Genomic DNA, 20,529 nt, shown 5'->3' on the forward strand with positions numbered 1-20,529 from the left:
GTGCGGATTTTCAAACAGATCTTTAATGAGGTTTTTAAACCCTATTATCGGCATTCTGTTTGTTTGAAATCTTTCCTTAGATTTTGTTTTCTCAAATTTGATATCTACAAACAGCGTTGCAGAGCGTTTCTAACGCTCATTTTTTATGCATTTTTTAACGCTTGTAAGGTTTTAATTCTCATAATTGATTTTAAGATTATTCTTATTCCAAAACATCTCATCAAACCCATTACAAAGAGTCTCTAATGCCCATTAACCCTCTCTATCTATTCCCTAATCTTTTCACAGCTAGCAGTATTTTTTTAGGCATGATGAGTATTTTTTACGCTTCAAGCTATCAATTTGTCATGGCATGTTGGTTGGTGGTAGCGAGTCTTATTTTAGATGGGCTTGATGGGCGCGTCGCAAGGCTTACTAACACCACTAGCAAATTTGGTATAGAATTTGACTCCTTAGCTGATGTAGTCGCTTTTGGGGTGGCTCCAAGCCTTATCACTTACTTTTATGTGGGGTATAATTTCGGACGCATAGGCATGGTGGTGAGTGCGTTGTTTGTGATTTTTGGAGCGATACGGTTGGCACGATTCAATATCAGCACGAACACAAGCGATCCCTATTCTTTCATCGGTATCCCCATTCCTGCTGCGGCGGTATTAGTGGTGCTTTGTGTATTATTGGATAATAAATACCATTTTCTAGAAGGAAATACCGAAAAGTTATTTTTAAGCTTTATTGTTTTATTAGGGGTGCTTATGGTGAGCAATATCCGCTACCCTAATTTCAAAAAAGTGAAGTGGAATCTCAAACTTTTTACTTTAGTGTTGCTTTTTTTATCGTTAGTGGTTGTGCGCCCTTTAGAAGCCTTAAGCGTGTTTACGGGGCTGTATTTGATTTATGGCATCATTCGTTGGCTTTTTTTAATGGTAAAAATTATTTTTAATAAAAATAAGAGTGCATGAAAGCGTCTTTTTATATAGAGGGAATGACTTGCACGGCTTGCTCTAGTGGGATTGAACGCTCTTTAGGGCGTAGGAGTTTTGTGAAAAAAATAGAAGTGAGCCTTTTAAATAAGAGCGCTAACATTGAATTTAACGAAAATGAAACCAATTTAGATGAAATTTTCAAACTCATTGAAAAATTGGGTTATAGCCCTAAAAAAACTCTCACTAAAGAAAAAAAAGAATTTTTTAGCCCTAATGTTAAATTAATTCTAGCGGTCATTTTCACGCTTTTTGTGGTGTATCTTTCTATGGGGGCGATGCTTAGCCCTAGCCTTTTACCTAAAAGCTTGCTTACAATAAATAATCATAGTAATTTTTTAAACGCATGCTTACAGCTTATAGGCACGCTCATTGTCATGCATTTGGGGAGGGATTTTTACATTCAAGGGTTTAAGGCTTTATGGCACAGACAGCCCAACATGAGCAGCCTTATCGCCATAAGCACAACCGCCGCTTTAGATTCAAGCTTGTGGCAATTGTATCTCGTTTATACAGACCAATGGTCTTATGGGCATTATTATTTTGAAAGCGTGTGCGTGATTTTAATGTTTGTGATGGTGGGCAAACGCATTGAAAATATTTCTAAAGACAAAGCCTTAGACGCTATGCAAACCTTGATGAAAAACGCCCCAAAAACCGCCCTTAAAATGCAAGATAACCAAAAAATTGAAGTTTTGGTGGATAGTATCGTCGTGGGGGATATTTTAAAAGTCCTCCCTGGAAGCGCGATTGCGGTAGATGGTGAAATTATAGAGGGCGAAGGGGAATTAGATGAGAGCATGTTAAACGGCGAAGCGTTACCGGTTTATAAAAAAGTCGGCGATAAGGTTTTTTCAGGGACGCTTAATAGCAATACGAGTTTTTTAATGAAAGCCACACAAAATAACAAAAACAGCACCTTGTCTCAAATTATAGAAATGATACATAACGCCCAAAGCTCAAAGGCAGAGATTTCTCGCTTAGCGGATAAGGTTTCAAGCGTGTTTGTGCCAAGCGTGATCGCTATCGCTTCTTTAGCGTTTATAGTGTGGCTCATCATCGCGCCTAAGCCTGATTTTTGGTGGAATTTTGGCATCGCTTTAGAAGTGTTTGTATCAGTTTTAGTGATTTCTTGCCCTTGTGCTTTAGGGCTAGCTACGCCTATGAGTATCTTAGTAGCAAATCAAAAAGCGGGTTCTTTAGGTTTATTTTTTAAAGACGCTAAAAGTTTAGAAAAAGCAAGGCTAGTCAATACGATCGTTTTTGATAAAACCGGCACACTCACTAACGGTAAGCCTGTCGTTAAAAGCGTCCATTCTAATATAGAATCATTAGAGCTATTGAGTTTAGCGAGCAGTATTGAACATAATAGCGAACATGTCATTGCTAAGGGGATCGTGGAATACGCTAAAGAATACAACGCCCCCTTAAAGGGAATCAGTGAAGTTAAAGTAAAAACAGGTTTTGGTATTAGCGCTAAAATAGATTATCAAGGTACTAAAGAAATCATCAAAGTCGGCAATAGCGAATTTTTTAACCTTATTAACCCCCTAGAAATTAAAGAAAATGGGATTTTAGTGTTTGTAGCTAGAGCTATTAATGAAAAAGAAGATGAGCTTTTAGGGGTGTTTGTTTTAGAAGATTTGCCTAAAAAAGGCGTGAAAGAGCATATTGCTCAAATCAAAAATTTAGGCATTAATACTTTTCTTTTAAGCGGGGATAATCTAAAGAATGTCCAAAAATGTGCACTTGAATTAGGGATAGATGATTATATCAGCAACGCTAAACCACAAGACAAGCTCAACAAGATCAAAGAGCTTAAAGAAAAAGGGCAGATCGTTATGATGGTAGGCGATGGCTTGAATGACGCCCCAAGCCTTGCCATGAGCGATGTAGCGGTGGTGATGGCTAAGGGGAGCGATGTGAGCGTGCAAGCAGCGGATATTGTAAGCTTTAACAATGACATTAAATCGGTTTATAGTGCGATTCAATTAAGCCAGGCGACCATCAAAAATATCAAAGAAAATTTGTTTTGGGCTTTTTGTTATAATAGCGTGTTTATCCCTTTAGCTTGTGGGGTTCTTTATAAGGCTAATATCATGTTAAGCCCAGCGATTGCAGGTTTAGCGATGAGCTTAAGCTCTGTAAGTGTGGTCTTAAACTCCCAAAGGATAAGGAATTTTAAAATTAAGGATCATTAAATGAAAGTAACTTTTCAAGTGCCAAGCATTACTTGTGGTCATTGCGTGGATAAAATTGAAAAATTTGTGGGCGAAATTGAAGGCGTGAATTTTATTGATGTGAGCGTGGAAAACAAGAGCGTGATCGTAGAATTTGACGCTCCAGCGACACAGGATTTGATTAAAGAAGCCTTATTGGATGCCGGGCAAGAGGTGGTTTGATTATAAAGGTGGTTTGATTATAAATAAATGCGTTGGGTTTAATCTTGTAGGTTTTTTACATTTTGAAGCTCTAAAAAAGAACTAGTAAAAAAATAGGGTTATTTTTTGACAAAAACCTAACCCTAAAAATCATTGTAATTTTTTTGTATGGTTCCACCATCAAATAAGAAAGGATGAGCATGGGTATCAAAGAAAAAGAGATCGAGCTTGAAACCTTGAAGCGTGAAATCGCACAAGCCGAAGCGAGCTTAGAGCAGAATTTCATCAAGCACATGGTGGACAAGACCGATGAGAAAGTAGAAGATTTGTTTTTCTCAAACAAAAGCGAGTTTTACCGGTTCGTTTTCACGGAGCAAAACAACTATTTGAGAGAGAAGCTCACTGACAAGGTGGGCAGAGCCATGGATTTGAGCGATGAAATCCAAAGAGACAAAAACAGAAAACGAATCTTTAGAAAATGGCACGAAATTCAAAAAGAGGTTTGTGTTTGAGTTGCAAGATGATTTAATATTTTTGAAAACAAAAAGAAATACCTATACCGCTAAAACCGAGCATGAAAATTTTCAAGAAAGATTATTAGCGGCTAAAGACACTTTTAAATTAATCAAAGCAAATGATTTTAAAACTAAAATTTACCCCTATCAAATCACCCTACGCTTAAAAACAAAACATGTCGTTGTTTTTAAATGGTTGAAAAAAGAAACCATCAAACGCTTTATTAAAAAGGATCTTTTCACCGAGACCCTATCCATAGAAATAACGGATAAAAGATAAAAGAGGGCGAAAATACGCCTTAATCACAAACTATAACCATGCAAGCGATATTATTGAGCTAACGCTTGATGATAAAACCTACACCATCACCCTCTACTATCAAAAACTGCTTTTTGACTTGATTAAAATTCTAATTTTAATTTGAAAATCAAAGACAACACGCTAGAAATAAATCAAGCTAAAAACACCTATTTATTTAAAGCGAAAAATACCAAAATCATTAGAGAATATTAAAATGCAATGAGATTTATCCATATTCACACAAATTTCACTAAAATCATTCCGCTAAACGCATTATTTTTATAAAATTCTATGCGATAGATTTTTTCTTGCTTGTCCAATGAAAAGCGTTTTTGAAAATCTTTAAGCTTAATTGTATAACCCACTTCATTAGGCTTACTCGCGCTAGAAACACTAAAGCCGATCGCATTCGCGCGGATATTATCCATAGCATGGATATAAAAACTCTCTTTCACTTCAACCACGCTCCCCATTTTAACCATTTGATCGTTATTGTCAAGCCGCATTTTCACTTCTTCTAAAGAATAGTCAAACTCTATGTAAAAAGGCGATAATCGTGTCATGAGCTTGTTGCCGTATTTTAAAAACACTTCTTGCTGGTTTTTGACTAGCCCTACAATGTAAGCGTTGCTCTCTATGGGAATTTGTGCAATCTTAGTGTTGTTGGGTAAAGGGAAATGATTGAGTTTAGGGCGTAAGTTAAAAAGGGGCATTTTGGGTAGAGAGCTGATTTTTGCCCACAAACTTTTATCGTTGATTAAGGCATGCACGCTACTAGGATTAAGCTCAAAATCGCGCTCAAAAGGGATATTGAGCTGATTGAGTAAGCCCTCAATGGCTTGCAAATGGTAAAACACTCTTGATGCTAAAGGGAGTTCTTTACTAGCTTCATTGGCAAAAGCGCTCTTTTTGTGGTTGATGGCATAAAAAGTTAGGGCTTTTTGCATTTCTGTATCGCCTTGTGCAGTATGCGTGTTTTTTAAATGGTATTTTTCAATGGGGTGCAATAAATGGTCGTTAATGCTATTAATCGTATTGTTTGCAAAAATAAGCAAATTAGGGAATTTCGCCCCCTTAACCTCATCTTGGTCAATAATAAAGCAATTCCCCCACCGCTTAGGGTTAAGCATCGCATCAATGTAATTAGGGCGATAATACCCACTGCCATCATGCAAGTGTAAAATAGCGTCTATATTGGGTTTTGCAATCAAGGATTTAATTTCTTGGATAGTAGTGTATTCTGGGTCATTCTTGTCTAAAGCGGCAAATTTGCGGTTCATATCCCCATACAAGCCCCTATGATTTCTTAACATGGAAGGCTTGTTCAATACCGGAATCACTTCAACAGATCCTTTTAAAACGCTATAGTGCATTAAAAACAAATTAGCCGCATTAAACCCTCCAGGCTCATCGCCCTGAATCCCCGCTAAAAGCAATAAATGGGGGGCTTTGTCTCTATCCTCTACATTTTTAGGGACTTTTGCTATCGCCTCTATCGCATTCAAAAACACCAAAGAACACAAACCCCATAAAAGCCATATTTTTTTCATCCAATCTCTCTACTATTTGAAACTAAAAGATCGTTAATTATACCTAAAAAACCTTTTTTAAGGGTGTTTTTTAAGTTTTATAAAAAGGAACGAAAAATGCTTGTGAGTGTTTAATTCTATTTAAAAGGTTTTTTATGGATATTTTAAAAACTCTTCAAAAGCATTTGGGCGGTATTGAAGTGGGCGATTTTAAAACCAATGCGATAAACAAATCCCAACAAATCGCCAAGTTCAGCAGAGACATGAAAAATATAAATGAGAGCGTTGGGGCATTACAGGTCTTGCAAATCGCTTGTAAAAAACTCTTCAATAAGAGCATGGGTTTAGAAGATAAAGACGCCCTACAAGTCTCTATGACTAAACAAGAATTGCAAGAAATTGTAGAAAATTGCCAGTTTTTAGCCTCCCCTTTGTTTGACACCCAGCTCAACATTGCAATTAACGATGAAATTTTTTCTATTATCGTGGATAGTCCTTTACATTTATTAGAAAATGCGAGCGAGTTTCAAGCTTATTTGGAAGAAAAATTAAACGAAATTAAGGAATTATTAGCTTATTTGAGTGAAAGCCTTTCAAACCCTAAAGTCTTTATGCCAAAACAAAGTTTTTCAAACAAAAGCCTTAAAGATTTGTTGAATGATAATTTGAGAGCTTAAATCGAGCTCTCTAATTTAGAAAATTTGATTTTCCATAAAAAGAACGAGCCTAAAAACGCTACCACAAATAAGCCCACCAAGTAATAGCCTAAGTCTGTAAATTCTAGACTTTGTAGGGTGCTTAAAAGGCGGTTTTCAAATTTTAAATGGAGCTTCTCGCTAACGACTTGAAAAAGCTCAATCAACCCAATAAAAAGAGCGATAAACACGCTCAAGGCGGTGATAGAGATATTGTAATAGATTTTTCTTAAAGGGGTTTTGAACGCCCAATCATACGCTTTAAGCATGAACGCCCCATCTAGCGTGTCAAACAAACTCATGCCAGCGGCAAAAAGAATGGGTAAAGAGAGCATGCCCACCACACTCACTTTAATCGCACTGCTAGAAAGGGCCAAAAGCGCGATTTCACTAGCGGTATCAAAACCGAGTCCAAAAAGAAAACCCACAGGATAAATATGCCACGATTTAGAAACGAAATTAAACAAGGGTTTAAAAAAGCGATTGAGTAAGCCCCTACTCGTTAAAAGCCGTTCGATCTCTTCGTTTTGTTGCTGGCTCAAGCGTTCATTAGAATGCGATTGCTTGAAAATCTTTAACAAATCCACCAAAATAATTGCATTTAATAGCCCTATGATGAGTAAAAAAAGCCCGGAAACCAAAGTCCCCACTACTCCCCCTACTTCTTCTAGCATCGGCGTATGCTCTTTAGCCCAAGCGATCGCAAACGCGCTGACAATGGTCATTAAAATCACCACGCTTGAATGCCCCATAGAAAAGTAAAACCCCACACCATAGGCGTTTTTACCTTGTTGGGTGAGCTTTCTAATCGTGTTGTCTATACAAGCGATATGATCCGCATCAAACGCATGCTTTGCCCCTAGCATGTAAGCCATAGAAGCCGCTGCATAAAAAGAGGCGTTGTTGGCCATAAAGAGCAAAACTAAACCCAAGATGTGTAAAAACACAATCGCCAAAAAATAAGGAAACCACAATTTCACAGCGTGCCTTTAATAAGATTTTTTGAGTAATTGTAATATAAAAAGCCTAAAGAAAGCGAGCGGTGTTAAACATTTTAAGAAAAAGTGGGCATTAAGCTAGTTCTTATATATATATTACTTCCAAAGTTTAAAGAGCGATAAAATTTTTAAATGAAAGGTCATGGCATCTTTGAAATCCATGGAAAAATGGGGCAAAAAGGCACTCCTTGCGATCAGTCTGGCTTGTTTTTTAGCCAATACCATCAATGCAGAGGACAACAAACCCACCCTCAAAGACATTTGCATTAAAGCCGTTGGGTCTTGCAGTGAGTATTCAAACGAAATTTACAGGTTTTCTGCGTTTTCACCTTTTCAACAATGTGTTGCAAACACGGTGGCAGAAGTGCAAAAAAACGGAGTGGGATACTAGCTGTTGGGGCGTTAAAATTGACTAGAACTTTGTTAAAGGGTGTAGCCAATATGCTTTTTTCAAAAGAAAAATGTTGGAATGATAAGAGAGCAGGTAAAGTTTGTTGGAATGAACCTTTTATAGAGGAAGAATATGGGATGCAAGATACAGAGGCGTTAGAAGAGAGTGAAAAAGAAGAAGAGCGTCGCAAAGAAGCTGTTAAAAAACAAAGACTATCCTCGCAAATTGCAACCAAGCTATGGGAGTAACGATAGGCAATTGATTAGAGAATCAATTTAACCCAATCTCTAAAATAGAGGGTTTTGGGCTTATCTTAATCAAGAAGCTAGAAGAGAGAACTTGTTACTCCCTTTAAAGAGCGTGGGTTGAGAGATAAAAAATCCGCTTGAGTTAGATTGACCCAAAAAACTTTCAAACACTAACTAGAGAGATACTTAAATTGATAGCATTAAACTTGATTTATGGTAGAACTCATTTTTTAAAGGGATAGGAGTGTATTTTGAAATCATTCTCTCTTTAATCCTACAAGAACGCTTTAAGAAGTTGTCGCTATTGATTATAAAAATGCTTTTAACATTTTTTTTAATTCCTATAGTTAAAATTTAATCTGTAATAAACTTCACACAATGAAAGGTATATTTAAAACCAAAAACGCAAAAAGATCAAAACGCATCAGAAAATGATCTTATCATTTCCTAAATGCCATATGAGATTAAGATTTTTTAGGATTAGCCTCGGTTACTCTGATGATTCTCCCCATAAAATCCGTATTGTTCAATTTAGCGATCGCTTCATTGATGCCCTCTTCTTGCATTTCCACAAAACCAAACCCTTTGGGTTTTTTCGTTTCTCTGTCATAAATAAGCTTGACATTAAACACCTTGCCAAATTGACTGAAAAGCTCCTTGACTTCCTCGCTGGTAGCACTATAAACCAAATTCCCTACATAAATGTTTCTCAAAGTGAAATTCTCCGCTAGAAAAAATAAAAACTACTTACAAGAATATGAAAAAGTTATCAAAAAGTAACACTCTTAAAAACCCAACACATCCGACACGAAAGCATAACAAATTTTATCTAATGATTGCTTAACTTTGTTTTAATCAATGCCCCTCATCGGTTAAAACAGCCCCTGCCAAATACACATAAGTAAGGATCATAAAAACAAAAGCTTGCAAAATCCCCATGAAAAACAAGACCATAAAGGGTGCTACAGGAATAACCCAAGGCACTAATAAGAGCATGATGAGTAAAAACATGTCATCGCCCTTGATATTCCCAAACAAACGAAACGATAAAGACACAATCCTAGAAAAATGCGAGATAATTTCAATAGGGAACATGAAAGGTGCGAGCCACTTCACGGGACCTGCAAAATGGGCGAAATACTTAAAAAAACCCTGCACTCTAATGCCTTCAAAGTGGTAATAAAAAAACACAATCAGCGCTAAAACTAGCGTAAAACTCCAACTAGCCGTGGGGGATTCAAAACTAGGAATGATGCCTATCATGTTAGAAAAAAAGACATACAAAGCGATCGTGCCGGCTAGTGGGAAGTATTTGCGGGCCAATTCTTCGCCTATAATATCCTTAGCCACGCTTAAAATGGCACTAATAATACTCTCATACACATTTTGCAAACCCATAGGTACCATCTGCATTTTACGCGATGCACCAAGAGAAATTAAAAACATCAAAACCGCTGTCAAAACAACGAAAAAACCGGTGATAAAATCATGATTAGAGCTAAAAAAATTAGCAACAGTAAATACTCTGTGTTCCATGAAAAAGTTTCTCTAAGCCTTATTGAAAATTTTCTTCATTGTAGCAATTAAGTTTTAAAAACTCATTAAACCAAGCTTTTTAACGAGTTTTTTAATGATTTGTCTTGTTTTCTTTTAAAATTCACCCATAATAATTAGGGGCTTCTTTAGTAATATCTACGCCATGCACATGGCTTTCTTTCAACCCAGCGCTAGTGATTTCTACAAATTCAGCGTTTTGATACAATTCCAAAATATTTTTCGCCCCCTGATACCCCATAGAAGAGCGCACGCCCCCTACTAATTGGAAAATCATATCTGAAACCTTACCACGATAAGGCACACGCCCCTCAATACCTTCAGGGACTAATTTTTCACTCGCAACGCCCTCTTGAAAATACCTATCAGAGCTCCCTTTAGTCATAGCCCCAATACTGCCCATGCCCCTATAACTTTTATATTGTCTCCCTTGATAAATTATAAAATCCCCAGGAGATTCTTCTGTACCAGCGAGTAAAGAACCTATCATCACGCTTGATGCCCCTAAAGCTAGAGCCTTAGCCACATCTCCTGAATAACGTATCCCTCCATCTGCAATCACGGGAATATCAAATTTAGACGCCACTTCTACGCAATTATCAATCGCACTCACTTGGGGCATTCCCACTCCAGCTACAATCCTAGTGGTGCAAATGCTTCCTGGCCCAATACCCACTTTAATAGCATCCGCTCCCACACTAATTAAATCGCTTGTAGCCTCTTTAGTTACCACATTCCCTACAATGACATCTACCACCAAGCTTTTTTTAATCTCTTCTAAAGTGTGTAAAATATTCGCCGAATGCCCATGCGCACTATCTAACACCAACGCATCAACCCCAGCCTTAACTAGCATTTCAGCCCTATCTAATTGCCCCACTCCAATAGCCGCCCCTACTCTTAGTCTCCCAAAATCATCTTTATTCGCATCAGGGTATTCAATGCGTTTTTGGATGTCCTTAATCGTAATCAAGCCTTTTAAGATATTGTTTTTATCTACAATAGGCAATTTTTCAATCTTGTGCTTGTGCATCAAATCGCTCGCTTCATCTAAACTAATGCTCACATGAGCGGTAACTAAAGGCATTTTAGTCATCACATCGCCCACTTTTTTACTCAAATCCGTTTCAAAACGCACATCTCTATTGGTTAAAATCCCAATCAACAGCCCCTTATCATCCACCACAGGCACGCCTGAAATCTTGTAATTATCCGTTATAGCTTTAGCGTCCGCTAGAGTTTTGTGCGCGTGGATAAAAATAGGATCATTAATCACCCCACTCTCACTTTTTTTAACCTTAGCGATTTCTTTAACTTGCGTTTCAATATCCATGTTTTTATGCACAATGCCAATACCCCCAAGGCGCGCCATAGCAATAGCGGTTTTATGCTCCGTAACCGTATCCATAGCCGCGCTAATAAAGGGGATATTCAAGCTAATGTTTTTAGTCAAGCGAGATTTTAAACTCACATCTTTAGGTAAAACGCTAGATTTTCTAGGCACCATCAACACATCTTCAAAAGTCAAAGCCCTTTGTAAAATTCTCATTTTCTATCCTTAATCTAGTTTTAATTTTAATTCCTGCTCTAAAGCGTAGGAAACATCTAAAAGGCTTTGCTCATCAAAAGCCTTAGCAATGAATTGCATCCCTATGGGCAAGCCTAAAGGATCTTTAGCGACCGGCAAAGAAAGGGCCGGCAAACCGCTCAAATTCGCTCCGATCGTGTAAATATCGCTCAAATACATTTCTAAAGGGCTTGCATGGTAGTTGAATAAGGGGGCGGTCGTGGGAGCCACAGGAGTGAAAATCAAATCCACTTCTTCAAAAATCTTGTTGTATTGCTCTTTGATCATCAAACGCATTTGTTGGGCTTTCAAATAATAAGCGTCATAATACCCACTGCTTAAGACAAAATTCCCTAGCATGATACGGCGTTTCACCTCGTCGCCAAAACCTTCACTACGGCTTTTAAGATACAATTCTTTTAAATCTTTAATATTTTGAGCCCTTCTCCCATAACGCACCCCATCAAATCTAGCCAGATTGGAGCTCGCTTCAGCCATGCTAATAATATAATAGATAGAGATTTGATAATGCGAATCCAATATCTTTTTTTCTACAATCTCATGCCCTATTTCTTTCAAAGCCTTAAGGGTGTTTTCATAAGCGAGTTGCACTTCATTACTCGCATCTTTAATGTGATCTCTTAAAACAGCGATTTTAAAGCGTCTTTCTCTATTAAGATTTTTGAAAGTTTGCGTGGGTTTGAGATTCGCACTCGTAGAGTCCTTACTATCATGCCCACTAATAGCGTCAAATAAAATAGAAGCGTCCTCTACATTTTGTGTGATAGGCCCAATTTGATCAAAACTAGAACAATACGCAATCAAACCATAACGGCTCACCCTCCCATAAGTGGGCTTTAACCCCACGCACCCACAATAGCTCGCTGGCTGTCTGATAGACCCACCCGTATCGCTCCCTAAAGCTGCCACAGCCAAGCCACCTGCCACCGCTGCGGCACTCCCCCCGCTACTCCCTCCAGGCACTCTGTTTTTATCTCGTGGGTTTTTAGTGATCCCATAGCAACTAGACTCTGTGGTGCTCCCCATCGCAAACTCGTCCATGTTAGAAAGCCCAAACCCTGCCATGCTGTTTTGGTGCAAGTTTTCAATCACGCTCGCATGATAAGGAGCCACATAGCCCTCTAAAATCTTACTAGAGCAAGTGATCTCCCACCCCTTAACGCTGATATTGTCTTTAATAAGGATAGGCACACCCTTAGCACTAGCACCATTAAGACTAGGGGCTTTAATGTAAGCGTTCAAATCTGAAGCTCTAACATTAGCGTCAATTCCGTTTTTAAGGGTTTCTAATTCATCTTGGGATAAAGAAAGGGCTTGTTTTAAAGTGATCATGTTTTAGCCTTACAAAAAATTTAATGATAGTTTAACATGCTTCAATACAAAACGAGCTTATAAGCATTGGTTGACAATGAAAGTCTCTTAGAAAATCGGACTTTTAAATTTTGTTTTCATCATTTTTTTAAAACTCATTCCCTTAAGGGGATAGGGGGACATTTTGCAATTAATACCCCCCTTAACCCCCTTAAGATCCCCCTGACCCAAGAAGACCGCTTTTTTCAAGGGGTTATCGCTTGATTAAAATCAAGCTCTTTGATATTGGTTGTAAAAAATACCTTTGAGCATTTTTTAAATTTTCAACATTTAATTGGAAACAAAACCAAGATTTTTTAAAAAACATTCAACCTGCTTAGCTAAATCTTTTAAACTAAAACTATTGTCTATAACATAATCGCTCATCAAGCGTTTTTGCTCTATATCCATTTGACAATTTAGGCGTTGCAAGATTTCAGTTTCTTTGAGTTTGTCTCGCTCTAAAAGGCGCTCAATTTGTAAAGCCCTAGGTGCATAGATTAAGACCACTTTACTCACAGGATAGCGTTCTTTACCCCCCACTTCAAAAAACAAAGGAATGTCTAAAAAATACGCTTGATGGTTTTTTTCTAATTCGTGCGCTTTTTTTAGCATGCATTCACGGATCAAGGGGTGCAAAAAATTTTCTAGCCATTTTAACTCATTAGAGTCTTTAAACACGATCGTGCCAAGTTTTTTTCTGTTAAGAATATCCTTTTCTAAAATACTTGATCCAAAATGTTGGGCGATCTCTAGCCGATGCTCTTGTAATAATTGATGGGCGATTTTATCCGCATCTAAGATTTGATAGCCTTGCGATTCTAGTAATTTAATGGTGGTGCTTTTACCGGTGCCTATCCCCCCTGTGAGAGCAATAGCGTTTTTTAAAACCATTTTAAGATTTGATATTTTCTTTAAGGATTTCTTGTAAATTTTTAGGGAGAGCGAATGCGGCCCTATGAATGTCTTCGTTATAGTATCCCACATTTTTTAGTGCTTCTATTTTTTGTGCGATCAAATCTTTTAAGGGGTGGGTTTTTAAAGACGCATAAATATAACCCTTATTGCTCAAAATCCTTAAAGGTGCTACAAAAGGCATGACAATAGAAAAAAACTCGCCCATGTTTTTAAGGGCGTTTTGCATGCTCACATGCTCTAATAGTGGGTGTTTGGCTACCGAAATAAACACGCCATCTTCTTTAAGCGTTCTTTTTAAACCATCAATTTTATGCTTGTCCGGCTCTTGCAAACAAACAATTAAATCGTATTTTTTAATGTCTAAATCTAAAAATTGTTTAGCATGCGTGAAATTCTTATTATTTTTCACTCCATGGAAATGGGGAAAAAAACTAATAAAACTATCCAAGATCTTTTCATCTGCTTGCACAAAATCCACATGCGTGTCGTATTTAAAAAGCTGGTGGGCTAATTCCAAATCAAACCCATCTACAATCAAAACTTCTTTAAGCTCTTTTTTAGTGCAACCTCCCATATGAGCGAGCAATTCGCTTTCAATATGCAAAAAGTTCTTGAATAACAACTGGGAATTAAGCATCGCAATCTCGCCAAAATCATTAGATTTAAAAATCTCTAAGATATTATGATCGCTTCTAACATCTAATAATTTCGCTTCTATCGTGTATTCTTTACGCAAATACGGCGTGATTTCTTGGGTGATCCACATTAAAATCCTTCATTGCTTTGTAATACTTATCTCTTTAATTTATATGCTACCCAAAAAATCTAAATCAACAAAAGCCCTAACTTTCCTTAAGACATTCTAAAAAGAGTTGTGTATCGCTCTTAAATCGTTCTTTTTTAAAATCCAAATCAATGCTAATGGCTTTATGCTGGCTGTCTAATTTATCGGTTGAATGCTTTTTTAATACCATTTGACACTTTGAAATCTCAATCGTATCTAAAGCCTTATCTGTCATATAAAGATTATCGCTCTTTTTTTCTAATAAAAAGGATTCATAAAAAGGTCTTAAACTCAAATCGCTGTTATTGGTGGTATAAACATACGAAGAAATTTTACCCTTAAATTGAGCGATTTGCGTTTTAGTGTCATTAAAAGCGAAAGTTTGGATTTGGAGTTCTTTATCGTTTTGATCTCTTAAAAAACGCTTCAAGGCTTTGGATTTGATTTCTATCAAAAATTGATCCCCATCTCTATTTAGAGCAATATCCCCATTCTTTAGGGGGTAGAAATTTTGTTGGGAATATTCAATGAGTCTTGCCCCTTTTGCTTCTTTTTTAGACTTGTAAAGGAACGGGTTTTTTTCATTATTATCGTTGTTAGCGCTGTTACTGGGATCGTTTTGGTAAAGGGGTGGGTTTTTTTCATTATCATTGGGTTCATTCAATAAAATCAAAGGAGTTTCTTCAGGGTCATTGTCTCCATCGCTTATTAATTGGGTGAGAGTGTTTGTCTCATTTATAGGGTGATACACCATGTTTTTTAAAAAAATCGTTTCGCTAAAGACTTCATAATCAGAATCCACATAGCTAGGGCGTTTAGAACCGTCATTTTCTTGCTCTTGGGCTTTTTTTTGCAATTTGATAAAACCCTCTTGCGAGCAAGCCAAAAAGTACAAAACCACGATTGCTATAACCATTTTTTTGACTAAAAACAATGCCAAACCCTTATTTAAGCTTTAAATAACTATAATATTGTAATCTAATTTTGATTGAAATGAAGCAATAAGAAAGATGAATACAAGCCCTAGAACCTTAAAAACCATTGCGATCTTAGGTCAGCCTAATGTGGGGAAAAGCTCGTTGTTTAACCGCTTGGCTAAAGAAAGGATCGCTATCACTTCAGATTTTGTGGGCACTACACGAGACATTAACAAACGAAAAATCACACTAAATGGTCATGAAGTAGAGCTATTGGATACAGGGGGCATGGCTAAAGACGCTTTTTTGTCTAAAGAAATCAAAGCCTTTAATTTAAAAGCTGCTCAAATGAGCGATTTGATTTTATATGTTGTAGATGGCAAATCTATCCCTAGCGATGAAGACATCAAGCTTTTTAGAGAGATTTTTAAAATCAACCCTAATTGCTTTTTAGTGATCAATAAAATTGATAACGACAAAGAAAAAGAGCGATCTTATGCGTTTTCTTCTTTTGGCATGCCAAAGAGTTTTAATATCTCCGTTTCGCACAATAGGGGCATTAGTGCGTTAATTGATGCAATATTGGATGCGTTAGGCTTGACCAAAATCATAGAGCAAGATTTAGATATAGATATTTTAGAAAGCTTAGAAACCCCCAACAACACAGAAGATGGAAATAATGAAGAAGAAATCATTCAAGTGGGTATCATCGGTAGGGTAAATGTGGGCAAAAGCTCGCTTTTAAATGTACTCACGCAAAAAGAAAGGAGCATCGTCTCTAGTGTGGCTGGCACTACTATTGATCCCATAGACGAAACCATTTTAGTCAAAAATCAAAAAATTTGCTTTGTGGATACCGCTGGCATCAGACATAAGGGCAAAATTTTAGGCATTGAAAAATACGCACTAGAACGCACTCAAAAAGCCTTAGAAAAATCCCATATTGCACTTTTAGTTTTAGATGTGAGCGCTCCTTTTGTGGAATTAGACGAAAAGATTAGCTCTTTAGCAGATAAACACTCTTTGGGGATCATTCTTATTTTAAACAAATGGGACATCCGCTACGCCCCTTATGAAGAGATCATGGCGACTTTAAAAAGGAAATTCCGCTTTTTAGAATACGCCCCTGTGATCACAACCAGTTGCTTAAAAACGCGCCATATTGAAGAGATCAAACATAAGATTATAGAAGTCTATGAGTGTTTTTCCAAACGCATCCCTACAAGCTTGCTCAATAGCGTGATTTCTCAAGCCACTCAAAAACACCCCTTACCAAGCGATGGTGGGAAATTAGTGAAAGTGTATTACGCCACGCAATTTGCCACCAAACCCCCTCAAATCTCGCTTGTAATGAATCGCCCTAAAGCCTTGCACTTCAGTTACAAACGCTATTTGATTAACACTTTAAGGAAAGAATTTAATTTTTTAGGCACGCCTTTAATCATTAACGCCAAAGATAAAAAGAGCGTCCAACAAAATTAACAATTTTTAATGTTAAACCCCCTTAAAAAAGCGTTTTTGCTTGATTTATCTTTAGGATTTGATTATAATCATTGCTCAATCAGTCAAGCTAGGCGATAAGCCACTTGGGTTTGGCATCCATTAGAAAAGAGGTTATCCACATGAACAAAGCGGAGTTTATTGATTTGGTCAAAGAAGTCGGTGAATTCAACAGCAAAAGAGAAGCAGAAGAAGTGATCAATGCCTTTACTCTAGCGGTAGAGACAGCTTTAAGCAAGGGCGAGAGCGTTGAGTTGATCGGTTTTGGCAAATTTGAAACCGCAGAGCAAAAAGGTAAAGAGGGTAAAGTGCCAGGAAGCGGTAAAACTTATAAAACCAAAGACAAGCGAGTGCCTAAGTTCAAAGCCGGCAAAATCCTTAAACAAAAAGTTGAAAAAGGCAAGTAGGTTTTATTCGCTCAGCAAGGGGCTTATGAATTAAGTTTCTTGCTTTACTATACAAATTTACGTAAAATGTCCTTGTAGCTCAGCTGGATAGAGCGTACGATTCCTAATCGTAAGGTCGTGGGTTCGAATCCCGCCAAGGACACCACTTGCACTATTTAAAAACTCTTTTTAAAAAACTTAACTCCATTTTTAAAAAAGCGTTTCAAAAATGTATTTTTTGGATTTATTTTCATTGGGCGTTAATCATAAAAACACAAAAATGCCTTTAAAAATAAAGTGACAAAATCCCATTTTTAAAAATTAAAAGGTTTTGGTCATCCCTATTTAATCAACAAATCTCAAAACAAATCCCCTAGACTTTAAATCTTACCAACCTTATCAATTTAAAAACATCAACATGACAAATCCATTCAAAAATGATATAATACCCCCAACGAACTCATATTAAGGAAAACCCATGCGTTTGCACTCTGCCTTTTTTGGTATCAATTCATTGCTTGTTGCCACCCTTTTAATGAGTGGTTGTGCCCTTTTCAAAAAGCGTAACACCGACGCCAAGCTCATCCCCCCTTCAGCCAATGGTTTGCAAGCCCCTATTTACCCCCCAACCAACTTCACCCCTAGAAAGAGCGTTCAGCCCCTTCCAAGCCCTCGTCTTGAGAATAACGGACAGTCCGTCATTAGCTCTAACCCCATTAACGGCATTCCTAACACCCCCATTCTCACGCCCAATAATATCATTGAGTTGAATGCAGTCGGCATGGGTGTGGCTCCAGAATCCACCATTTCGCCCTCTCAAGCTCTAGCTTTAGCTAAGCGAGCCGCTATCGTTGATGGCTACCGCCAATTAGGTGAGAAAATGTATGGCATTAGAGTGAATGCCCAAGACACCGTCAAGGACATGGTTTTACAAAATTCCGTGATTAAAACCAAAGTTAATGCTCTCATCCGTAACGCTGAAATCACTGAGACTATCTATAAAGACGGCTTGTGTCAAGTGAGCATGGAGCTTAAATTAGACGGCAGAATTTGGTATCGTATTTTGAGTGGAGCGAGAGGATAAACTCTCCACCCCATAAGCCATGCGGTATTTTAGAAGCACTTTTTCATTATTTTTGATGGCACTCTTTTTAATCTCTTGCTCCAAGCACCCTTTTTCTAAACAAACCCCTAAAACTAGAGAGCAAATCAGACAAGAAGAGGCCCGTAAAAAAAGAGAAGAGACTTTAAATGCCTTGCGCCAATTCAAGCTCATTTATATCAACACGCCGGTTTTTCGCTTCTATGATTACGGCACGATTAAAACCGATAGAAGCCGTAATATCGCAGTGACTCTCTACAAACTCAGCCAAAAAGTGGGCGATATTTATATGACCAAACGGAGCGTTTGTTTTAGCCAAAAATGTTCGGCTAAATGGATTGTGGCAAGGGATTTGTTTGGCAAAGTGAGTTATGGGGATTTGTTGGATGATATTGTTTTAGGGAGGGATATTTTTAAAGGTTTGGGAAAACGCCACCTAACTCCTGGATATGTGATCCAAAGGTTTCAAAAAAGTGGGGAAATTATCCTTTATGAAAGGAAAAATGGTTTGATTTCTTTCCAAAATTTGACGCAAAAAATTGCCATTAGGATTGAACCTTATGAACCTTCTTTGCAAGATTTAGAAGACAATGAAAACGCCGATAGCGAGCTCCAATGAAAAAGATTCCTCCACTCTATTTTTTTAAAAAATTTAAAAAACGCTATTTACTCGCTTTAAGCTTACCCTTACTCTCTTATGCGAATGGCTTTAAAATCCAAGAGCAAAGCCTGAATGGCACGGCTTTAGGCTCGGCTTATGTCGCTGGGGCTAGAGGTGCTGACGCCTCTTTTTACAACCCGGCAAACATGGGCTTTACAAACGATTGGGGCGAAAATAAGAGCGAATTTGAAATGACCACCACCGTGATCAATATCCCGGCCTTTAAGTTTCAAGTCCCCACGACTAATCAAGGTCTGTATTCGGTAACGAGCTTGCAAATTGATAAAAACCAGCAAAACACTTTAGCCATCTTAAAAACAATAGGGCTTGATAATATCATTAAAACGCTTGGCAACGCAGCCCTTAAGGACGATGGCTTGAAAGAAGCGATCAATCGCGTTCAAGGGCTAATGAATCTAACCAATCAAAAAGTCGTCACGCTCGCTTCAAATCCTGACACTCAAATCGTGAATGGCTGGACAGACACGACTAATTTTGTTTTACCCAAATTCTTTTATAAAACGCGCACGCACAATGGCTTCACTTTTGGGGGGAGTTTCACTGCTCCTAGTGGGTTGGGCATGAAATGGAATGGTAAAGGGGGGGAATTTTTGCATGATGTTTTTATCATGATGGTAGAGCTTGCCCCTAGCATGAGTTATACCATTAAAAACCGCTTTTCTGTGGGGGTGGGTTTAAGAGGGCTTTATGCGACCGGGAGCTTTAATAACACCGTTTATGTGCCTTTAGAAGGTGCTTCAGTGCTAACAGCCAATCAAATTTTAAACTTGCCTAACGATGTTTTTGCCGATCAAGTGCCAAGCAATATGATGACTTTATTGGGTAATATTGGCTATCAGCCGGCTCTAAATTGCCAAAAAGCTGGCGGAGATATGAACAATCAAAGCTGTCAAGAGTTTTACAACGGCTTGAAAAAAATCATGGGTTATAGCGGTTTAGTGGAAGCGAGTGCGAATCTCTATGGCACGACGAAAGTGGTGCAAAAATCCAATGGGAAAGGCTTATCAGGGGGGTATAGAGTGGGAGGGAGTTTGCGTGTGTTTGATCATGGGATGTTTTCGGTGGTGTATAATTCTTCGGTCACCTTTAACATGAAAGGCGGTTTGGTCGCGATCACAGAGCTTGGCCCTTCTTTAGGGAGCGTATTGACTAAAGGCAATTTAAATATCAATGTTTCACTCCCCAAAACTTTGAGCCTAGCATACGCCCATCAATTTTTTAAAGATCACTTAAGAATTGAGGGAGTGTTTGAGCGTACTTTTTGGAGTCAAGGGAATAAATTCTTAGTCACCCCTGATTTTGCAAACGCCACTTACAAGGGCTTGAGTGGGACGGTCGCTTCCTTGGACGCTGAAACGCTTAAAAAAATGGTGGGTTTAGCGAATTTTAAAAGCGTGATGAACATGGGGGCTGGCTGGAGGGATACGAACACCTTTAGATTAGGTATCACTTACATGGGTAAAAGTTTGCGTTTAATGGGTGCTTTCAATTACGATCAAGCCCCAAGCCCCCAAGATGCGATAGGTATTCCGGACTCTAATGGCTATACCGTGGCTCTTGGGACGAAATACAATTTTAGGGGCTTTGATTTGGGTTTAGCAGGGAGTTTTACCTTTAAGAGTAACCGGTCCAGTTTGTATCAATCCCCAACCATTGGGCAATTAAGAATCTTTAGCGCTTCTTTAGGCTATCGCTGGTAAAACATGCCAA

Annotated in this window: 20 protein-coding genes, 1 tRNA gene and 2 pseudogenes; 14 read left to right on the forward strand and 9 right to left on the reverse strand. The window is 38.0% G+C overall.

The window, feature by feature from the left end; all coding sequences use genetic code 11:
- The 5 genes and pseudogenes from DYI00_RS08730 (at position 1) to DYI00_RS04060 (ending at position 4,390) form a co-directional block, all read left to right on the forward strand.
- Positions 1-256, forward strand: a pseudogene (locus DYI00_RS08730) (hypothetical protein).
- Complete coding sequence (gene pssA / locus DYI00_RS04045; protein ID WP_011578047.1) at positions 246-959, forward strand: CDP-diacylglycerol--serine O-phosphatidyltransferase; 714 nt, start codon at positions 246-248, stop codon at positions 957-959. The pseudogene DYI00_RS08730 and the gene pssA overlap by 11 nt, the downstream one beginning before the upstream one ends.
- On the forward strand, positions 956-3,181 hold the full coding sequence (gene copA, locus DYI00_RS04050; RefSeq protein ID WP_115365291.1) for a copper-translocating P-type ATPase CopA: 2,226 nt from the start codon (positions 956-958) through the stop codon (positions 3,179-3,181). Before pssA ends, copA begins: the two co-directional genes overlap by 4 nt.
- A complete protein-coding gene (gene copP, locus DYI00_RS04055; RefSeq protein ID WP_011578049.1) occupies positions 3,182-3,382 on the forward strand; it encodes a copper-binding metallochaperone CopP in 201 nt (66 codons plus the stop codon).
- Between the two features lie 179 nt (positions 3,383-3,561).
- Positions 3,562-4,390, forward strand: a pseudogene (locus DYI00_RS04060) (coiled-coil domain-containing protein).
- 23 nt (positions 4,391-4,413) lie between these two features.
- Here the strand turns inward: DYI00_RS04060 and DYI00_RS04065 are convergent.
- Positions 4,414-5,727: a M14/M99 family metallopeptidase gene (locus DYI00_RS04065; RefSeq protein WP_041600212.1), complete on the reverse strand. Its 1,314-nt coding sequence runs from the start codon at positions 5,725-5,727 to the stop codon at positions 4,414-4,416.
- Positions 5,728-5,861: 134 nt separating this feature from the next.
- On the opposite strand from DYI00_RS04065, the gene DYI00_RS04070 reads away from it, so the two are divergent.
- Positions 5,862-6,383 carry a flagellar FLiS export co-chaperone gene (locus DYI00_RS04070; RefSeq protein WP_011578054.1) on the forward strand — a complete coding sequence of 174 codons (522 nt, stop codon included), beginning with the start codon at positions 5,862-5,864 and terminating at the stop codon, positions 6,381-6,383.
- Here DYI00_RS04070 and DYI00_RS04075 read toward each other — a convergent pair.
- The gene (locus DYI00_RS04075) at positions 6,380-7,381 is read right to left on the reverse strand and encodes a HoxN/HupN/NixA family nickel/cobalt transporter (RefSeq protein WP_041600213.1); all 1,002 of its coding nucleotides are present in this window, start codon (positions 7,379-7,381) and stop codon (positions 6,380-6,382) included. The genes DYI00_RS04070 and DYI00_RS04075 overlap by 4 nt on opposite strands.
- A gap of 160 nt (positions 7,382-7,541) precedes the next feature.
- On the opposite strand from DYI00_RS04075, the gene DYI00_RS04080 reads away from it, so the two are divergent.
- Positions 7,542-7,790 (forward strand): hypothetical protein, encoded by a 249-nt coding sequence (locus tag DYI00_RS04080; RefSeq protein ID WP_104687597.1) that lies wholly within the window; start codon positions 7,542-7,544, stop codon positions 7,788-7,790.
- A 50-nt stretch (positions 7,791-7,840) separates the two neighbouring features.
- Positions 7,841-8,038: a hypothetical protein gene (locus DYI00_RS04085; protein ID WP_011578057.1), complete on the forward strand. Its 198-nt coding sequence runs from the start codon at positions 7,841-7,843 to the stop codon at positions 8,036-8,038.
- A gap of 464 nt (positions 8,039-8,502) precedes the next feature.
- On the opposite strand, the gene DYI00_RS04090 is transcribed toward DYI00_RS04085, so the two are convergent.
- From DYI00_RS04090 to DYI00_RS04120, 7 genes are all read right to left on the reverse strand, one after another.
- Positions 8,503-8,751 carry an RNA-binding protein gene (locus DYI00_RS04090; RefSeq protein WP_011578058.1) on the reverse strand — a complete coding sequence of 83 codons (249 nt, stop codon included), beginning with the start codon at positions 8,749-8,751 and terminating at the stop codon, positions 8,503-8,505.
- Positions 8,752-8,893: 142 nt separating this feature from the next.
- Positions 8,894-9,574, reverse strand: coding sequence for a F0F1 ATP synthase subunit A (locus tag DYI00_RS04095; RefSeq protein WP_011578059.1), 681 nt, complete (start codon positions 9,572-9,574; stop codon positions 8,894-8,896).
- Positions 9,575-9,695: 121 nt separating this feature from the next.
- On the reverse strand, positions 9,696-11,141 hold the full coding sequence (gene guaB / locus DYI00_RS04100) for an IMP dehydrogenase (RefSeq protein ID WP_011578060.1): 1,446 nt from the start codon (positions 11,139-11,141) through the stop codon (positions 9,696-9,698).
- A gap of 9 nt (positions 11,142-11,150) precedes the next feature.
- On the reverse strand, positions 11,151-12,512 hold the full coding sequence (gatA, locus tag DYI00_RS04105) for an Asp-tRNA(Asn)/Glu-tRNA(Gln) amidotransferase subunit GatA (protein WP_011578061.1): 1,362 nt from the start codon (positions 12,510-12,512) through the stop codon (positions 11,151-11,153).
- 309 nt (positions 12,513-12,821) lie between these two features.
- Entirely contained in the window at positions 12,822-13,424 is a 603-nt protein-coding gene (coaE, locus tag DYI00_RS04110) for a dephospho-CoA kinase (protein ID WP_011578063.1), read from the reverse strand.
- Between the two features lies 1 nt (position 13,425).
- Positions 13,426-14,214, reverse strand: coding sequence for a spermidine synthase (locus DYI00_RS04115; protein ID WP_011578064.1), 789 nt, complete (start codon positions 14,212-14,214; stop codon positions 13,426-13,428).
- A 76-nt stretch (positions 14,215-14,290) separates the two neighbouring features.
- The gene (locus DYI00_RS04120) at positions 14,291-15,166 is read right to left on the reverse strand and encodes a hypothetical protein (protein ID WP_011578065.1); all 876 of its coding nucleotides are present in this window, start codon (positions 15,164-15,166) and stop codon (positions 14,291-14,293) included.
- A gap of 76 nt (positions 15,167-15,242) precedes the next feature.
- On the opposite strand from DYI00_RS04120, the gene der reads away from it, so the two are divergent.
- The 6 genes from der (at position 15,243) to DYI00_RS04150 (ending at position 20,519) form a co-directional block, all read left to right on the forward strand.
- Complete coding sequence (gene der, locus DYI00_RS04125; protein ID WP_011578066.1) at positions 15,243-16,631, forward strand: ribosome biogenesis GTPase Der; 1,389 nt, start codon at positions 15,243-15,245, stop codon at positions 16,629-16,631.
- Between the two features lie 140 nt (positions 16,632-16,771).
- On the forward strand, positions 16,772-17,056 hold the full coding sequence (locus DYI00_RS04130; protein WP_011578067.1) for an HU family DNA-binding protein: 285 nt from the start codon (positions 16,772-16,774) through the stop codon (positions 17,054-17,056).
- 68 nt (positions 17,057-17,124) lie between these two features.
- Positions 17,125-17,201 (forward strand) — tRNA-Arg (locus DYI00_RS04135).
- Positions 17,202-17,513: 312 nt separating this feature from the next.
- Positions 17,514-18,119, forward strand: a complete 606-nt coding sequence (locus tag DYI00_RS04140; RefSeq protein WP_011578068.1) for an LPP20 family lipoprotein — start codon at positions 17,514-17,516, stop codon at positions 18,117-18,119.
- 19 nt (positions 18,120-18,138) lie between these two features.
- Complete coding sequence (locus tag DYI00_RS04145; RefSeq protein WP_011578069.1) at positions 18,139-18,756, forward strand: HP0838 family lipoprotein; 618 nt, start codon at positions 18,139-18,141, stop codon at positions 18,754-18,756.
- The gene (locus tag DYI00_RS04150) at positions 18,753-20,519 is read left to right on the forward strand and encodes an OmpP1/FadL family transporter (protein ID WP_011578070.1); all 1,767 of its coding nucleotides are present in this window, start codon (positions 18,753-18,755) and stop codon (positions 20,517-20,519) included. The genes DYI00_RS04145 and DYI00_RS04150 overlap by 4 nt, the downstream gene beginning before the upstream one ends.
- The last annotated feature ends 10 nt before the right edge of the window (positions 20,520-20,529 follow it).

Source organism: Helicobacter acinonychis, assembly GCF_900461455.1.
Classification (GTDB): domain Bacteria; phylum Campylobacterota; class Campylobacteria; order Campylobacterales; family Helicobacteraceae; genus Helicobacter; species Helicobacter acinonychis.

What these genes read in the sequence shown, in the direction of transcription:
- pssA (WP_011578047.1), top strand. Translation starts at nt 246, where the DNA reads ATGCCCATTAACCCTCTCTATCTATTCCCTAATCTTTTCACAGCTAGC.
- copA (WP_115365291.1), top strand. Translation starts at nt 956, where the DNA reads ATGAAAGCGTCTTTTTATATAGAGGGAATGACTTGCACGGCTTGCTCT.
- copP (WP_011578049.1), top strand. Translation starts at nt 3,182, where the DNA reads ATGAAAGTAACTTTTCAAGTGCCAAGCATTACTTGTGGTCATTGCGTG.
- DYI00_RS04065 (WP_041600212.1), bottom strand. Translation starts at nt 5,727, where the DNA reads ATGAAAAAAATATGGCTTTTATGGGGTTTGTGTTCTTTGGTGTTTTTG.
- DYI00_RS04070 (WP_011578054.1), top strand. Translation starts at nt 5,862, where the DNA reads ATGGATATTTTAAAAACTCTTCAAAAGCATTTGGGCGGTATTGAAGTG.
- DYI00_RS04080 (WP_104687597.1), top strand. Translation starts at nt 7,542, where the DNA reads ATGGCATCTTTGAAATCCATGGAAAAATGGGGCAAAAAGGCACTCCTT.
- DYI00_RS04085 (WP_011578057.1), top strand. Translation starts at nt 7,841, where the DNA reads ATGCTTTTTTCAAAAGAAAAATGTTGGAATGATAAGAGAGCAGGTAAA.
- DYI00_RS04095 (WP_011578059.1), bottom strand. Translation starts at nt 9,574, where the DNA reads ATGGAACACAGAGTATTTACTGTTGCTAATTTTTTTAGCTCTAATCAT.
- guaB (WP_011578060.1), bottom strand. Translation starts at nt 11,141, where the DNA reads ATGAGAATTTTACAAAGGGCTTTGACTTTTGAAGATGTGTTGATGGTG.
- gatA (WP_011578061.1), bottom strand. Translation starts at nt 12,512, where the DNA reads ATGATCACTTTAAAACAAGCCCTTTCTTTATCCCAAGATGAATTAGAA.
- coaE (WP_011578063.1), bottom strand. Translation starts at nt 13,424, where the DNA reads ATGGTTTTAAAAAACGCTATTGCTCTCACAGGGGGGATAGGCACCGGT.
- DYI00_RS04115 (WP_011578064.1), bottom strand. Translation starts at nt 14,214, where the DNA reads ATGTGGATCACCCAAGAAATCACGCCGTATTTGCGTAAAGAATACACG.
- der (WP_011578066.1), top strand. Translation starts at nt 15,243, where the DNA reads ATGAATACAAGCCCTAGAACCTTAAAAACCATTGCGATCTTAGGTCAG.
- DYI00_RS04130 (WP_011578067.1), top strand. Translation starts at nt 16,772, where the DNA reads ATGAACAAAGCGGAGTTTATTGATTTGGTCAAAGAAGTCGGTGAATTC.
- DYI00_RS04140 (WP_011578068.1), top strand. Translation starts at nt 17,514, where the DNA reads ATGCGTTTGCACTCTGCCTTTTTTGGTATCAATTCATTGCTTGTTGCC.
- DYI00_RS04145 (WP_011578069.1), top strand. Translation starts at nt 18,139, where the DNA reads ATGCGGTATTTTAGAAGCACTTTTTCATTATTTTTGATGGCACTCTTT.
- DYI00_RS04150 (WP_011578070.1), top strand. Translation starts at nt 18,753, where the DNA reads ATGAAAAAGATTCCTCCACTCTATTTTTTTAAAAAATTTAAAAAACGC.